Here is a 16,257-nt window from a genome sequence, read left to right as displayed (position 1 = left end):
GCAGGGCCTCCAGCTCAGCCCTTCTTGGGGACGGCTCCCGACGACGGGAATCCCCACAGCCAAACAGCCCGTGCAACTGCTCCTCGGAGAGGGACAGAAGCCGGTCAATACTCTTGCCGCTTGAAAGGAACAGGCGGACATACTTGCGAACCGTGTTATTTTATACAAGCAAGAGCCATTGGTATAGATATTACCTACACTTTACAAAAAGGAACGCATAAAGAGATTAAACGAGATAGGACGCTAAAGAGTGATGATCAAAATACAGGTGTAGAATGAAACCTTTTTTAATATAAGACAACGTGATTCTATGGATTGCGGTCTTTCTTGTTTAGTAATAGTTTCCCTATTCCATGGAAAGCAACTAAATCAAGAGCACATACGTCAGGCTTGTTTTCTGGGAAAGAATGGTGTTTCATTACTTAATTTAATATCAGTAAAGCAGCAGAAACTATCGGTTTCAAGACGATTGGAGGACGTTTAAGTTTTGAAATACTATCCCAAGAGGCTCCACTGCCCGGCATTGTTCATTGGAATCAGAGTCACTTTGTCGTTGTCTATAAAATAAAAAATCATAAGAAAGAAAAATATACCATCTATGTGGCAAGCCTATATGTCAACTTTCAAGAGAGTATGGTTTCCATGTCGATAAGATACTCGAATGGGTTCGCAAATACGACATGTATGGTGAGGAAGGCTTGTGCAAGTATCCCAACATTAAGGTTTCGGGGGCATTTAAGGAGGAAGTGGTATACCAAATTCTGGAAAAAGGCGTACCTTTACAGCAAGTCCTCGTTAGTGATATCAATGACTAAGCATTTACTCAAAAGAACCTTATCGTATAATGAGTAATCAACTTACTTCAAAGAACATTTAATCTCCCAATAGTTTATCGGGTGAGTTCAGGAAAACAAACTATAAAAAACAGAAGTATTATTTGAGCCTTTATATTTTTATTCGGCACCTTTTCCTTCCTCTTTCAATCGTATAGTCCGTTATGCTTATTCAAGAAGAAAGAAAGACTAACTCGACTAAAAAGTAAAAAATACAACAAAGGTAATTTTTAGTCCCTGCCTAAATAAGAAAGATTTCATCTGTTTTTCGGATTGCGATAAGTATTAGCCGTGGTACCTGTCATGCGCCTGAAGAATTTACAAAGCGAGCTTATCGCCGGGAAGTTGAATTCATCGGCTATTTCCTTTAGCGACTTGTCACTGTTTTTCAACTCTCTTTGTATGTCGGAGAGCAATGTCCGGTCTATCCAATTCTTGACCGTGCGTCCGGTTTCTTGCTTCACAATGATACTCAAGTGATGCGCCGTTATGCAGAGTTTATCGGCATAGAATGCAAGTTCGTGTTCGATTTGTGCTTTCTCGGCCACTAACCGTGTAAAAGATTCGGCTATCCGTTTGTTGCGTGGACGGTATTCGAGGAGAACCTCCACTTTACTTTCATAGAGCATCTCGGTGAATTTAAATAATGAGAGAAAGAGTGCCTGCATGGCCGACCCGTGATCGTCTGATGCGAGATTTTCTAAGCAGATGAGCGTATTCTTGTATTGGTTGAAAGTGTTACGCTCTTCCTCGGATAGGTGTATTGTGAAGCATTGCCCCGACTGTTTAAAAAGCGGCGGTATTCTGTTGTCAAAGACATTTTTCATGTAGGTTTCGGAGAGGGCAATCTCACTGAAATGCGCCTCTCCTTTTTGACAGATTAATTTTACCCCACCCCCATTTATTAAGATAAAATCATCAGCTTCAAAACGATGACAATGCCCATTGATTACATATTCGCACCATCCATACGTAACGAGACACAACCGCACACAGTAGGGCTCATTGGCCGGAGCCCGCCCGAAAGCGGCTCGTCCGCCACTCAGCACATAGTTTGAAGTTATAATCGCGTTGTCGCCAGAGGGACAATAAACATTCTCGAAGCTATTGCTTTCTTCTTCCGGTGTAAATCCCCCACCGCTTTTACTCTGTGTTTGATTCATACTTATTTGAATATTAACAACTGCTAAATTATGTTTTTCTTATCTTTTCAACCTCCGATTAGTTGATTTTAACTGTTTTGCGAACTAAGGCGGATTTCAGAAACAAGTGCAAAGTTAGCGAAAATCTTCTTAATTACTTCTATGGGTATATTAAAATTAATTTTCTTTCTTAGTCCGTTGTTTAATTTCTTCTGCATCCTTCCCCCCTCTTTAATGTGAAATAATTCTTATATTTTCATTCTTTGATATGTATTGTCTGATGAGCTCGTTCATATTTTCTATTGCCATTCTCTCCCATGAACAATAAGGATGTACAAAATAAATATCTATCCCCACCCCCTTTGTGATGAACTGATATTCTACGAGCTCTGCCCCATTGTCCATGGTGATAGTCTTAATAGGCATATTTGCCGGTCTCATCATGGCTGCAACCATCTTGGCTAATGGTTTGGCTTACTTTTTCTTGTCAAGCTTTCTCATGAATAACAGACTACTATTCTTCCCAACAAGTCTTACTATGATTACCTTTCCATTCTTTCCTACTATAGTGTCCATTTCCCAATTTCCAAAGTGTATATGTTATTCATAGGAGCGTTCATTTTACGGTATATCTTCCCTTTGTATCTCAAGCACTTACAGATATTTTTCCTACAATGCGGCGAGTACTGGTTAATCCAGTCGCATATAGTGCATTTAGAAACTTTCTTTCCTTTTTCCCTCAGTTTACCAGAAACTTGTTCCGCTAACCATTAATGCTCACGCGTAAGACTGAATACCTCACAGCAAAACTGAGAATCAACAATGCGATTGCCGGAAACACTGAACCTGCAACGATGACTTCTTAAGGTTGCCACCCTTGAATTGTACATACCATGAGAGTTTCTGTTACGCTTAATCTCATGAGAAACAGTATTCACACTCACCGTAATCATCTGTGCAATAAAGGTAAGTATCATCTTCTTTTACAGTAATACACTAATTGTGTACCTTTGTGCCGAGGTTGATCGTCTCTATATAAGTAATACAAAATTAATTAATCTTAGGGAGAGACGAAAACTATTCTCCTTTTTTATTGTATTGCTGCTGAAATCCTATACGCTCTTTGGGGACTTCACTCCCTAGCCGCAAGGCAAACCTTCGCAGTGTTTTTTTCATAGGATTATATCATCAAGAGCTTTTGCACTTCTAATTCAAAAGTGTATAAAGATAAACCTTTCGGGTGTAAAATATTAGATGACTTTATCGGATTCAACATTTTATGGAAACTTTTCAAACCGAAATAGAAACTTTTTAAATATTTTAGTGATAGGTATTCGGAAATATCAACATACCTTTGCAAAAATTTATGATAGATAGTCCCGTACGTATGAATTATGGGCAATTCGTCTTAATTATCAAGATTCACATAGTACAACACGGACATTTTTTGAGACTTGCCGCAAATATTGATGAGAACTTTCTAAACTAAAGAGAGTAAGTTAACTCTATTGAATAACTCGAAAGTTCCTCAAAACCCAAAAATGAATGACTCTGTTATGCATATTTGTTTCCAATTTCATGAGACAATAAGCAAAAGAGATAAAGGACAATTATAAATATTCACTTAAATTAAATGATGAAAAGTAATCAAAGTAAGAAGCGGGCTTACCTTACGCCCGAGACAGAAACAGTATGTATAGCTGTAGCTTGTCCCATGTTGGATACATCCTATCCCGGGCAGCATAATGGCGCCATCCACGGCGGCACAGTACCTGAAGAAGATGAGAGTGGCGGGGCAAAGAGAATGTCTCTTTTTGACACGACTAATAACGACTCTTTCTAAAAAGATTAGAATATAAAAGTAAAATGCACAGACAATAATAATTACGTATGAAAACAAACAAGTTATCGATCATCGCCGCTTCGGCTATGCTGGCGTTGATGGTAAGTTGCGCCGGCGAAGATAATACACAAAGCAACAACGATAAAGGCAGTAAAGAGAAAGAAGATGTAGGTACGACAGTTTTTGCGACCAACTTTATGAGCGATGGTATCGGTACACGGACATCTATGGATTACAGTAGCGGAAATTTCTTTTGGGAAAAGAGCGACCGCATCTATGTGAAAGACGACACAGAGACATTTAAAACGAGTAGCAACTCCGTGGCAGACAGCAAGCAGACTGCTTTCAAATTTATGATGCCCGGCACCTATGAAGCCAGCAACAAATACATGGTTTACTATCCTGGTGAGAATGGTACCAACAACAATGTGACCATCAAAGACAATCAGCAACAAGACATACCTAACGATAATACACACTTCGGAACATCGGGCGATTGTGGTATGGGCTATGGTGAGAAAAGCAACGGCCAGTTTAACTTCAAACTCGACCACAAAGCCGCCTATCTTTGTTTCCTGCCTTCCACAAGTCACGATCTCGTAAGTACTTATATTACGAAGATAGAAGTGACTTCCGATAATGAAATTGCGGGATCATACACCCTTGATTTAAATAGCGAAACACTTGTGGGAACGGGCAGCTACAAGACCATCACGCTCAATCTGGGTAACAGTGACAGCTATAAGGACGGTTTCCCCCTCAACAATAATGATCCGTCGTTAACCACCAATGGTGCTTTCATGGTAATATATCCGGGCACACATAAGCTCACCGTGAAATATCATGTGAAAGATATTCAGACTGAAGTGGAAGGTGTGATCACCAAAAAGCTGAAGTCGTTCGACTATAAGATGGGCGAATATTATGACATCAAGTCTAAACTAGATGTACAATCCTACGATTCCTACGTATATATGTGGGATGCCAAATACCACGCTTGGTATGAATATGAGAGTAGCCAGCCTGCGCTTCGTGACGATCCGGGAACAAACTATCCAAAATCCAATACTGACAAACGCTGGTATAATGATCAAATTATAACTACAGGTACCGGCGGAGCACAGGCAGTAAATTTGCCAACAAAAGACTGTCCCAACGTGAATGAAATGCTATGGTACTGCTTAAAGGGAGATCCTCATTGGGATAGTGACAAGATGTGGACCACACTCAAGCACTTATATAAGGGCGGTATGTGGTTTCTGAAAAAACAACACATTGAAGGTTTCAAATCAGAGTCCTTTACATGGAAAAAGTACTCACAGGAGACGGAGCAGGAGACTTATGACTATCGTAATCCGGATGGACCTCATCAAGTTCAGTTCCAAAGCCCATGGTCAAAGAATAATTCTGTATATCAGGGAACTCCTTCCTCACACGGTAAAGATGCCTCAATGTATTTCTACCTGCCTGCTTTTGAGAACTGTACGAAAGACGGTACTATTAGAGATGAAAACCATAAATATGGAATGGGGTTGGAAGGCCAATATTGGAGCTCTACCGGTTATAGCTTACAAGATACACCACCTAACAAGAATTATGGCGCATTTAATTTCAGTTTCATACAAACACGTGTAGGTATATACAGAAGCGATCGTGCAGGCGGTATGCGGTGTGTAAAGTTTGAATAACTTCTTGCCGATAAAAATAGATTTTTATATTAGACAATGAGACGGCCATTTCACAAATGGAAAATCTCTATAGAATGTCCCCATATATAGTCTTGGCATTCTATAAATAACGACAAAAGCGCTTCAGCGAGGTCTCTCTCGCCGAGGCGCTTTCATTTTTTCATCAGCCATTATTATCTTCTACCAGTATTATTGTCATTCGGCATAAAAAACATAGACTCAGTCAATAATTCGTGGAGCAGAAAGTCTATGTAAGTAAATAAAACCTCCTGTCTTTACTTTCCCTTTGTCCGGCATAGGGAAACCCGTGCCGAGCATGTAGAGGTCGCGCTTTATGCCTTGTATTTGCACTTTTGAAAAATCGTTCTGCCGTGGTAAGAAAAGTGCGGTATATCTGATTCGATATGCAGAAAAGGCATACCATGCAATAGCGCACCACCTCTCTTTTTGCTATGAAATACGTCAATCCGTACTCATAAAGTTGGGGCTTAAAACATCTCCTGTTATCTGTTTTTTCCATATATATGGGCAAACCTCCGGCCCGTTCTCGAAGAAACAATCGCAATAGGCGGTAAGAACCGAGCAAAGGTTCGTTAAGAATTTATGCAACGAACAGCGATAATTTCGTTTATAGTATCATAATAATAAAAATAGAAGTGTTACCTATAAACCTTTCAGCATAGTTACAATATTGATAGAAATAAGTCATACAAGTACAAATAACGAAGAAAAGAAACGTTTTCAATATTACTTTAAACAATAGTACAGATATCTAAAACAATATTACCCTTCATCATTAAGGTATGCGTATTATTTTTGTATCAAATAAAAATCTAATTAACGACTAACGTGAAAGTATATCTTGTAATATTGATGATAACTATAGGAGGTTATTGTGTGGGTAAAACAATACCACGTCCAGAATATCCAAGGCCACAATTTGAAAGGTCTGAGTGGATTAATTTGAATGGAACATGGACTTATCAGTTCGATTTTGGAAAGAGTGGTATAGAAAACGAGCTGTTTAAATCGAAAGGGTTCGAAAGACAGATTACGGTTCCGTTTTGTCCGGAAAGCTCTTTATCGGGTGTAAACCATAAGGATTTCATCAATGCTATGTGGTATCATCGTTCTATTTCCATACCACAATCTTGGATGGGCAGGCACATCATTTTACACTTTGGGGGAGTGGATTATAAATCTACAATATATATAGATGGTATAGAAGTTTTTGTACACTATGGTGGAGCTGCTTCTTTTTCAATAGATATTACCCGATATGTGAGCAAAGGAAGGCAACATGACCTTGTTGTTTATGTTCAGGATGACGTTAGGAGTGGTCTGCAACCCGGAGGAAAGCAGTCGAGAAAGCTCCATTCATACGAATGTTTCTACACTCGCATTACAGGCATATGGCAAACAGTATGGCTTGAACCTGCAGCTAAAGGTGGTTTGAAAAGTTGTAAGGTTACCCCTGATTTAGACCAATCCCGCTTTATCTTCGAGCCCATATTCTATGATAATCATGCTTCCACATCGTTTTCCGTTACGATAAAAGATGGTAACAAGACTGTTTATTCGTGTGAAAGTGTTGCTGATAACAGTACTTTTTTGGTAGCGCCTATAAAGAATGTAAAAACTTGGTCCCCCGAATTGCCTCATTTATATAAGGTATTATACTCTGTAAAAGATGTACATGGCAAGGTGATAGACCACGTAGAATCGTACGCAGGAATGAGGAAAATAGAGTTACGCGGTAAAACTTTCTATTTAAACAATACACCTTATTACCAGCGATTGGTGCTTGATCAAGGGTATTATCCCGATGGTCAGTGGACTGCTCCCACGGATGAAGCACTCAAACGCGATATTATATTAGCCAAGAATGCCGGTTTCAATGGCGCCAGACTACATCAGAAAGTGTTCGAGCAACGCTATTTTTATTGGGCAGATAAACTGGGATATCTTACTTGGGGGGAATTCCCGAGTTGGGAAATGGACTGGACAAATCCTATAGCAGCACGCAATATGCTTACAGAATGGGAAGAATGTATGGCACGCGATTATAATGAGCCGTGCCTTGTTGCATGGTCTCCGTTAAACGAGACATGGATGTGCGACAACGATGGACAACGTGAACGATTTACAAACGACTTATATTTCATAACTAAGCGCATTGATCGTACACGTCCTGTTGTAACGGCAAGCGGCGGATTTCATACCGGTTTTACCGACATCTATACCGAACACACCTATGAACAGAACCCTATGAAACTTTACAAACAACTGTCTTTAGATCAAGACAGCATGCCTTATATGAAACACAAGGAGTTCAGCAAGCCTTATCAAGGGGAAGCATATATGATAGATGAATTCGGAGGTATTAGATGGGTGACAAAAATGCAGGCACAGGAAGTTGCCCCTGAAAAGTTGTTTTGGGGATATGGAAAAGATCCCCAATCGTTGGACGAATATTATAAGCGCTTAAAAGAACAAGTAAATGTAATATTAAGCATGGATTATATTACCGGTTTCTGTTACACTCAACTTGTAGATGTAGAGCTTGAAAAGAATGGTATCTATACTTACGATCGTAAACCGAAGTTCGATATGGGCCGAATTCGAGAAATATTCAGTAAGTCGCGTAGCAAAGCAAAGGCAGAAGTACGGCACATAATTGGCCAAAGAAATAATCAATAATATATATATCAGTCTGATATCTATAATGCGTAGATACCATACATATTACTAACTTAAATTGTGTTATTATGAAACGTGGAAAATTTTTACTCATTACAGCCATGATGCTTCTTACGGGTAATGCTATGGCACAGGGCGACGGTCAGGTTATTCCTTTATTGCCAGACGGCGTGACAGCTAATATCAATTCCGAACGAAAGATGGGAAAAGCAAAAAATCTTGTAGTTGCAGGCTCACCAGAAAAAGGCTATAAAGCTTTCTTTGCTGCCAAAGACGACGAACATGGAGAAGAACTATGGGTGACAGATGGCACGAAAGAGGGCACTCATATGGTGAAAGATATTATTCCGGGTACGGCAAGCTCTGATCCTTCTTATCTCGGACGTCTTAATGACAAGGTGCTATTCTCTGCTTATACAGATGAGGCAGGATACGAAACATGGGTGTCTGATGGTACCCCGGAAGGAACTTTTATGCTTGCAGATACCTATATGGTTGGTGACGGTAATCCGAAAGGTTTCTATCAGATCAACGAAAAACAGGCAATATTCGGTGCCACGAGCGATGAGAGTGCCGAGTACGATCCTGATAATGGTGCACAGCAATGGCTTTGGATAACCGATGGAACTGTAGAAGGCACAAAGTTTGTAAAGAAAGTAAAGATAGATAATCCGGGAAAAGAAAATACAAATTTGCATTATCCTTATGTACGTGTGGGGAGAAAAGTATTCTTCAAAGCCGACGATATAGATGGTACTACCGGTACGGAACTTTGGGTAACAGATGGTACCGAAACCGGAACTTATCTTGTAATGGATATTAATGATGAACCGAATACAAATCATGAGGGTTATACCCGTGATTCGGCTATCGACAATTTAGAGAATTATCAAAATGAGCGTGTGTTTTTCAATGCATGGACGATGGCCTCCGGACAAGAGCCATGGACTTCAGATGGCACGAAAGAAGGTACATATCAAATTTATGATACTAATCCTTCTGTAAATCCGGATAATGGTATAGGAAATGGTGGTGGCGTATTCGGTCCAAGTAGCGAGGTTTACAAGGGGCGTATATGGTTCCGTGGATATTCTCCAGAAGGAGGATATGAATTAGGGGGTACGAATTGTCAAAAGGGTGATTATCAGTATTATGACATTTGGAATGTAAATCCATCGGCAGATCACAACTCATTCCCTGATCCGGGATGTGTATTCGATGGTGTGTATATGTTCTGTGCGGCACATGGATTTGATGCTGCGGTACCGGATAATTATGGCGGAGAGCTCTGGTGCTTCGATGGTGAAAAGGTTTGGCTACAGAACGATTTTTGTCCAGGAACCGCATGTGATTGGGTAAAAGAGCAGACTGTAGCCGGCGGTTCACTCTATTGGTATAATGAAGCTAACGACATAGCGAATGGATTCGGCTCCGGTCTTTACCGTCTCGACAGTAAAGATGCCGTACCCGTGGTATGCCCTACGATCACTGCTACCGGCGACTTTGTACACTCGCTTCGTAATCTTGCAGGAACCATTATTTATGCTTCTACGACAACTAACGGTGTATATGCATTTAAGTATACTAAAGCCGGATGGGACGGGAAAACAGATGCAGGCTATCTTGAACCTGAATACCGTACACCTGCCGAGATTGCTGCCGGTATTAATGAGATGCGTACTCCAGATACAGATATAGTAAATGTTTATACGATAAGTGGAATGAAGATTCGGCAAAATATAGATAGGAAACATGCTACAGAAAGATTACAAAAAGGTATTTATATCATTGGTAGCAAGAAAGTGGTTATACGTTAACTGTTTCAATATAAGGAATAAGATTTCTTCCTGTTCTCCTCTTAACGAAGAGGACAGGAGGTAACAAATCCTCTGATTTTAACAGCTTCACTCATCTAAGGCTGATAATCTTGGTTATTTTCTTTAATTTGTATCTAAATATATAGAATGAGAATGCTTCTAATAAACTAAAGCTAAAAATATGTGTAAACATTATATTACAAGAATATTGGTTTTCTTGTTGCTGATATCTTACATGTCAATATCTTATGCGCAAAATATTACTGTAACGGGAACAGTTGTTGATAACCTGTCTAATGATCCTTTAATCGGTGTCACTGTGAGAGAGAAAGGAACAGCTAATGGTGTAATTACCAACATTGACGGGCAATATAGCATTAATGTATCGCCTAAGGCAACCCTTACATTTTCGTATTTGGGTTTTACGCCACAAGAGATTACTTTGAATGGCAGGAAAAAGATAGATGTTTTTTTAGAATCGACTTCAAGACAATTAGATGAATTGATTGTTATCGGTTACGGTGTACAGAAAAAGAGTGATGTTACTGGCTCTATTTCTTCTATTAGCGGAAAGGAAATCAACCATACGCCGGTATCATCTACGTTGCAAGCATTACAAGGACGCGCAGCAGGTGTAAATATCATTCAGAATACAGGAGCACCCGGTAGTACTACAACTATAAAAATTCGTGGCACAGGTACGATCAATGATGCCGATCCTTTATATGTAGTCGATGGCTTTATCGTGGACGATATAAATCATCTCAATCCTAACGATATAGATAATGTAGAAATTTTTAAGGATGCTGCTTCAAGCGCCGTCTATGGATCACGAGCAGCCAATGGTGTAGTTGCCATTACAACTAAAAGCGGTAAGCAAGGAAAGACCAAAGTTACCTACGACGGTTATATTGGTATATCCAATCCCTGGAAGAAAATCAAAGTGATGGGATTGGAGGATTATGCGCTTATGCAGGATTATATAAATGGTACTTCCGATTATTCGGCAGATGGCAGACTATATATGTCTAAGATGACTGATGGAACCTATTTTTATGATCAATCGAAGTTCGAAAGACTTGATACCATTCGCCATAATTCTGCTGGTAATTGGTGGGACGCTATAACACGTACAGGGCTAAAGATGCAACATGGGATATCTGTTTCGGGAGGATCGGATAAGACGCAATATCTTGTCAGTACGAGTTACTACGATGAACAAGGCATTATAAAAACATCGGGCTACAAGCGTTTCAATGCACGTGTGAATATAAATACATTATTGGCAAAGTGGTTAAACTTAACTGCCAACATATCATTCACAAATGAAAAACGCCTAATAGTTCCCGAAGGTTCTGGAAGTATATTGAAACAGGCTCTCTATGAAAGTCCGATGTTATATCTTCATAACAATAAAGGCTATTGGTATAGTAATAATCCTCTTGCAGTACTTGATAGGGATAATGATAAGGTGCATACCAATCGACTCGATATGAACTTGGGTGTTGATATAAAATTATGCAAGTATCTAACATATCAGTTTAAGACGTCTTTCTATACAGTACATTATGTAGACGATAATTTCTTTGCCGTATGGGGACTTGATGAAGATTTCACAATGCCTTATTCTCTGTCATCGGTATACAAATATCAAAGTACAGCCAATAAATGGGAGGTCAATAATCTCCTCACATTTATATGGAGTGGCAAACGTCATAATCTAACCATGCTTGCCGGACAAACAGCAGAAGGTTATAAGCACAGCTATCAGCAATCTTCTCGTTACGGTACACCAAGTAACGAAAGTATTTTCCATTATTTGTCGAGTGCTTATACTGGAGATAAAACCTACGGATTAGATCGTGAATGGACAGCAATTGGTATAATCGGACGCGTGAACTATAGTTACAATGATACTTATTTACTGCAAGCAAATATACGTGCTGATGGTTCCTCAAAATTTGCTAAAAATAACCGATGGGGCATTTTCCCATCAGTATCTCTTGGATGGAAATTCTCCAATGAAACATTTATGAAAAAGATAGTTTGGCTTACACAAGGAAAGTTTCGTATAGGTTGGGGTATCCTCGGCAATAATCGTATTGATGAACTTGCAAGATACACTTATCTTACTTCCGGTTACAACTATGCTTACGGACTGGGAAATCACAGTATCTGGGAAGGTTCTACAGCAACAGTTCTCGGCAATAATAATATAAAGTGGGAAAGAAGCGAAAGCTACAATATTGGAGTTGATCTAACTTTCTTACATAATAAACTGAACTTTACAGCAGAATATTTTAATCGTAAGACAACGGATATGTTATTACGTGTGCCAACCGTAAGTTCCGCAGGACTTGATAAGGCTCCGATGACGAATGCTGGAACCGTAAAGAATTATGGATGGGAATTTAATGTGAAATGGCGCGACAATATTAAAGAGAATTGGCATTATTCTATTGGATTTAATCTATCTTATATTAAAAATAAGGTTATTAATCTTGGTACAGGAAATGAACCTGTCTATGGTTCGTATCTAAGTGAAGGTAGCGTTGTAGATTACGTTACGAAAACTGCTGTAGGCCAACCCATCGGAAGTTTCTTCGGATATGTTACGGATGGGATATTCCAAAGTTATGATGAGGTTAAAAAGAGTGCGCAGTACGAAGTTGGAAAGAATAATTTCGAGCAAACAACAAAGCCCGGCGATTTCCGTTTTAAAGATTTGAATGGAGATCATAAGATTACGGCGGAAGATCGTACTTATCTGGGATCGTCATTGCCTAAATTTGTTTTTGGCATACCGCTTTCCATTGGATATAAGAATGTCGATATTAATTTATTTTTTCAAGGACAGACGGGTAATAAGATTTTCAATGTGATGGATTATTATTTATACAATGCTGCATCAGGAAATGTATATGCCAATATTAGAAGCAAGCATTGGTCCGGACAGCTTGTAGAACAAAAACGTACTTATTTTCCATTGAATATTGATGCTTCTATTCCAGATTTGAGTAATAATGATGCTCCACGCAATTTCCGAGCAAGTGATTTCTTTATTAAAGATGGATCATATATTCGCTTAAAAGAACTAACACTTACTTATAACATCCCACAGCATATTCTTTCAAAATGGAATATACCTAATTTAGCTTTTTCTTTAACTGCTTATAATTTATTGACTTTTACGGGTTACGATGGCTTTGACCCAGAAGTAGGTAAAGTTGTCGGAACAGAAAGCAATAATCTTAATATGGGGGTAGATCAAGGTAATTATCCTCAGGTACGTTCATTTTCATTCGGCATAAAACTCAGTTTATAATAAAAAGGAATATGATTATGAAGATATTTTATATAGTTTTAGGAATAACTTGCTTTATTTTCTTGATAAGTTGTAATGATTTTCTTGATAAAGAAGTTTTAGCAAATGCTACCGATAAAACTTATTATAATACGCAATATAAAATGCAATCTACTTTAGATGCTGCGTACGATGTATTACAGTCTGATCAATTCAATGAAACCGAATGGCGTTTTGGAGAAGCTATGAGTGATAATGTATTTGGTACAGATGAGGGGCTATCTTCGCAAATGGGACAGTTAGTGAATTTCCGTTTCAACACATCTAACACATGGATACTGTCTCGTTGGAATATCAATTATAAAGGTATACATCGTGCTAATCAAGTAATCCACAATATTAATAGGGTAAGGATATCTACCAACGATTATTCTGCTTATCAAACGATACGTTATATTTATGGCCAAGCAAAATTCCTACGTGCATTTTATTACTTTAATTTGGTAAAGACCTTTGGAGGTGTTCCTATTAGACCGGAAGAAGAATCGGTAGAGGCTTTGGTCGTTCCAAGAAGTACAAAAGAAGAATGTTACGCTTACATAGAAAAAGATTTACGTGAGGCTGCTATCATGCTGCCTGTTGTATATTCTAATGTAACAGAATATGGTAAGGCTACGCGCGGAGCTGCTGTAGCACTGCTGATGAAAGTCCTTATGTATGAAGCGAAACCGGGTATAACATCAGATAAATGGGAGCAAATTGTAGAACTTGGTAAATACTTTGTAGACGGTGCTCAAATGACTTATGCTCAAATGGTAAGAAATGAAAATAGCGAAGGATGGGAGTCTTTGCGTGAACGATTGTGGTTTAAACCTAAACGATTGATAGATGCAGGGGCGACCGGTGAATACGAGTCTCCAGATGATCAGCTTACAGCACTTAACAATGCATATTCTCTTGCTTATCAGGATTATTATGGTCAGTTTTTGCACAATGGAGATAAATGGTCTTATCTCTTCCAGTTCTATACAGACGGAGAATTTTGTAAAGGTTCGATTTTTGAAGTTGTATTCAAAGAAAGTGCTGATGGATCGGTGGGAGATACTAATGAAGGAGCAGGGCTTGAATTTTTTGATGTAGGTAATGTAAAAATGTATATGACTGATAAACTCCTCTCAGATATCTTTAATACTGATGTTCGTAAAGACTATACCATCCATCATCAAGGAACAACTTTTGACGGAGAGATTTGGCAAGGAGGTGAAGGACGCTATGTATCATTAAAATGGTACACCCCGAAGAAAGATAAACCTAAATATGCCGGAGATAACGGTAAGAACCGGAGGATACTACGTTTCGCAGATGTAGTTTTAATGTATGCTGAAGCATTGAATGAATGCGGTGATAGAGAGGGTGCACTTGCCAATTTGAATAAATGCAAGTCGCAAGTCAACACAATAAACGGGAGCACCAAACTGTATGTGGCCGGAGGGTATGGATTTATTCGCGATCAGATATGGCAGGAACGCAGAATGGAGTTTGCATTCGAATGGGATCGTTTTTTTGATATTATTCGCCAAGGGCGTGCTGTATCCATCTTCCACACATTTGCCGGATACACTGCAACTCGCCGTGGCGCATATTTCCGTGAGAAAGTAAATGAGATTTTCCCGATACCTCAAACAGAAATAGATATATCTAATGGAGTCGTCGAACAAAATCCAGGGTATTAATTTAGAATTGAATTACAATGAAAAAGTATTATTACATAATAATGTGTGCATGCTTAACGTTATTTATAATAGCTTGTACAGATGAGAATAAAAAGGCGGATACACCTATAGCTTCTGTTATAGTAAATACTACTCAATTAGAAATTAACCAATCTATGGAAATACAATTTACTGGAATTGCAGATCAGGCAGTCATATATACAGGAGACAAAGGACATTCGTATGCTTTACGAGATTCGAGCGACACAGGATTTATAGTTAATAAGGGATTGTTCACTTATTCGTATGCCGTTCCGGGGAAGTTCCATGTTGTATGTGTAGCTTCTACTTATGATACTTTCATGGGAAAGGGATTACGTCGTGATACTACCGCCTTTGATGTTGTTGTGAAAGACGATGTAACAACAATAGATCGGATATTTTCATCAATAAGACCGAACGTGTATTTTGCAGAACTTGTTGACACTGATAGTTGGATGATGTGCTTCCCGATAAAACAGCTTTATAATGATAAAGAACTGAAAATTAATACTGCCCGAGTAAGATTATCTTTCGAGATTGCTTCCGATTCTTCGAAAATATACGTTGATGAAGAACTGTACAATTCAAAGAACTATTACGACATGACAAAACAGCACAATTTACGAGTAGTGTCTGATTACGGTTCCATTCGCAACTATAAACTGTACCCGATGATTTATCCCGAATTTACATCAATAAAGATTGCAGGAGTACTTGGTACTCTTCAGCGCAATGCGTATGATCAAAGCCTTCAGACCTATATTTTTGCTTTACCTATTGGGACAGATTTAACGCATATAATTCCCGAATATGTAGTTGATGGCGATGGAATATTGTATGCAAATGGAAAAGAAATTGCATCGGGTTCAGAAATGAACTTGACTGATAGGGATGTTATATATACGCTTGTGCGTACTTCATCGGCCAATGCTAAAGTATCTGCTGTATCAAAAATTAAGTTCGAGGTTACACTTTACTAAGAGTAGGTAAACAAATAAGGTGCTGTATCAAGATCGATACAATAACATATTTTTTACAGAATAAAGTAATGCAGACGTGCTTATATCAATTTCTTTTCCCAAATCGGATAAATCATGTATGATAAATTAAGTAAGTAAAAATGAAATCAAATAGATTCGCATTCGTCATAATTTCCCTATTGGTCGCATTATCTTT

11 protein-coding genes and 2 pseudogenes are annotated in these 16,257 nt (G+C 38.8%); 9 read left to right on the top strand and 4 right to left on the bottom strand.

The window, feature by feature from the left end:
• Together BN3912_RS12410 and BN3912_RS12405 are read left to right on the top strand one after the other, a co-directional pair.
• A partial coding sequence (locus tag BN3912_RS12410; RefSeq protein WP_230204638.1) for a hypothetical protein occupies positions 1-279 on the top strand: 279 nt, incomplete at its 5' end.
• A gap of 31 nt (positions 280-310) precedes the next feature.
• Positions 311-606 (top strand): annotated as a pseudogene (locus BN3912_RS12405) (cysteine peptidase family C39 domain-containing protein); the annotation flags it as partial.
• A gap of 484 nt (positions 607-1,090) precedes the next feature.
• Here BN3912_RS12405 and BN3912_RS04255 read toward each other — a convergent pair.
• The 3 genes from BN3912_RS04255 to BN3912_RS12160 form a co-directional block, all read right to left on the bottom strand.
• Positions 1,091-1,996 carry a helix-turn-helix domain-containing protein gene (locus tag BN3912_RS04255; protein ID WP_023984253.1) on the bottom strand — a complete coding sequence of 302 codons (906 nt, stop codon included), beginning with the start codon at positions 1,994-1,996 and terminating at the stop codon, positions 1,091-1,093.
• A 210-nt stretch (positions 1,997-2,206) separates the two neighbouring features.
• The gene (locus tag BN3912_RS04250; protein WP_023984251.1) at positions 2,207-2,431 is read right to left on the bottom strand and encodes an IS30 family transposase; all 225 of its coding nucleotides are present in this window, start codon (positions 2,429-2,431) and stop codon (positions 2,207-2,209) included.
• A gap of 314 nt (positions 2,432-2,745) precedes the next feature.
• The gene (locus BN3912_RS12160; protein ID WP_023984250.1) at positions 2,746-2,952 is read right to left on the bottom strand and encodes a hypothetical protein; all 207 of its coding nucleotides are present in this window, start codon (positions 2,950-2,952) and stop codon (positions 2,746-2,748) included.
• 656 nt (positions 2,953-3,608) lie between these two features.
• Here BN3912_RS12160 and BN3912_RS04245 point away from each other — a divergent pair.
• Positions 3,609-3,818, top strand: a complete 210-nt coding sequence (locus BN3912_RS04245) for a hypothetical protein (protein WP_036859398.1) — start codon at positions 3,609-3,611, stop codon at positions 3,816-3,818.
• Positions 3,819-3,865: 47 nt separating this feature from the next.
• A complete protein-coding gene (locus BN3912_RS04240) occupies positions 3,866-5,506 on the top strand; it encodes a hypothetical protein (protein WP_023984247.1) in 1,641 nt (546 codons plus the stop codon).
• Between the two features lie 508 nt (positions 5,507-6,014).
• Here BN3912_RS04240 and BN3912_RS12655 read toward each other — a convergent pair.
• Positions 6,015-6,118, bottom strand: a pseudogene (locus BN3912_RS12655) (IS982 family transposase); the annotation flags it as partial.
• A gap of 261 nt (positions 6,119-6,379) precedes the next feature.
• On the opposite strand from BN3912_RS12655, the gene BN3912_RS04230 reads away from it, so the two are divergent.
• The 5 genes from BN3912_RS04230 to BN3912_RS04210 all read left to right on the top strand — a co-directional run bounded on the left by BN3912_RS04230 (position 6,380) and on the right by BN3912_RS04210 (position 16,061).
• Entirely contained in the window at positions 6,380-8,206 is a 1,827-nt protein-coding gene (locus BN3912_RS04230) for a glycoside hydrolase family 2 protein (RefSeq protein WP_051403446.1), read from the top strand.
• Positions 8,207-8,274: 68 nt separating this feature from the next.
• Positions 8,275-10,023 carry an ELWxxDGT repeat protein gene (locus BN3912_RS04225; protein WP_023984245.1) on the top strand — a complete coding sequence of 583 codons (1,749 nt, stop codon included), beginning with the start codon at positions 8,275-8,277 and terminating at the stop codon, positions 10,021-10,023.
• Positions 10,024-10,204: 181 nt separating this feature from the next.
• Complete coding sequence (locus BN3912_RS04220) at positions 10,205-13,348, top strand: SusC/RagA family TonB-linked outer membrane protein (protein ID WP_023984244.1); 3,144 nt, start codon at positions 10,205-10,207, stop codon at positions 13,346-13,348.
• Positions 13,349-13,365: 17 nt separating this feature from the next.
• Positions 13,366-15,060, top strand: a complete 1,695-nt coding sequence (locus tag BN3912_RS04215) for a RagB/SusD family nutrient uptake outer membrane protein (protein WP_023984243.1) — start codon at positions 13,366-13,368, stop codon at positions 15,058-15,060.
• A 155-nt stretch (positions 15,061-15,215) separates the two neighbouring features.
• Positions 15,216-16,061 carry a hypothetical protein gene (locus tag BN3912_RS04210; protein WP_230204636.1) on the top strand — a complete coding sequence of 282 codons (846 nt, stop codon included), beginning with the start codon at positions 15,216-15,218 and terminating at the stop codon, positions 16,059-16,061.
• Positions 16,062-16,257 lie beyond the last annotated feature (196 nt).

The sequence above is a fragment of the Prevotella phocaeensis genome, from assembly GCF_900065875.1.
Lineage (GTDB): Bacteria > Bacteroidota > Bacteroidia > Bacteroidales > Bacteroidaceae > Prevotella > Prevotella phocaeensis.
This window is presented reverse-complemented; position numbering and strand designations above follow the sequence as displayed.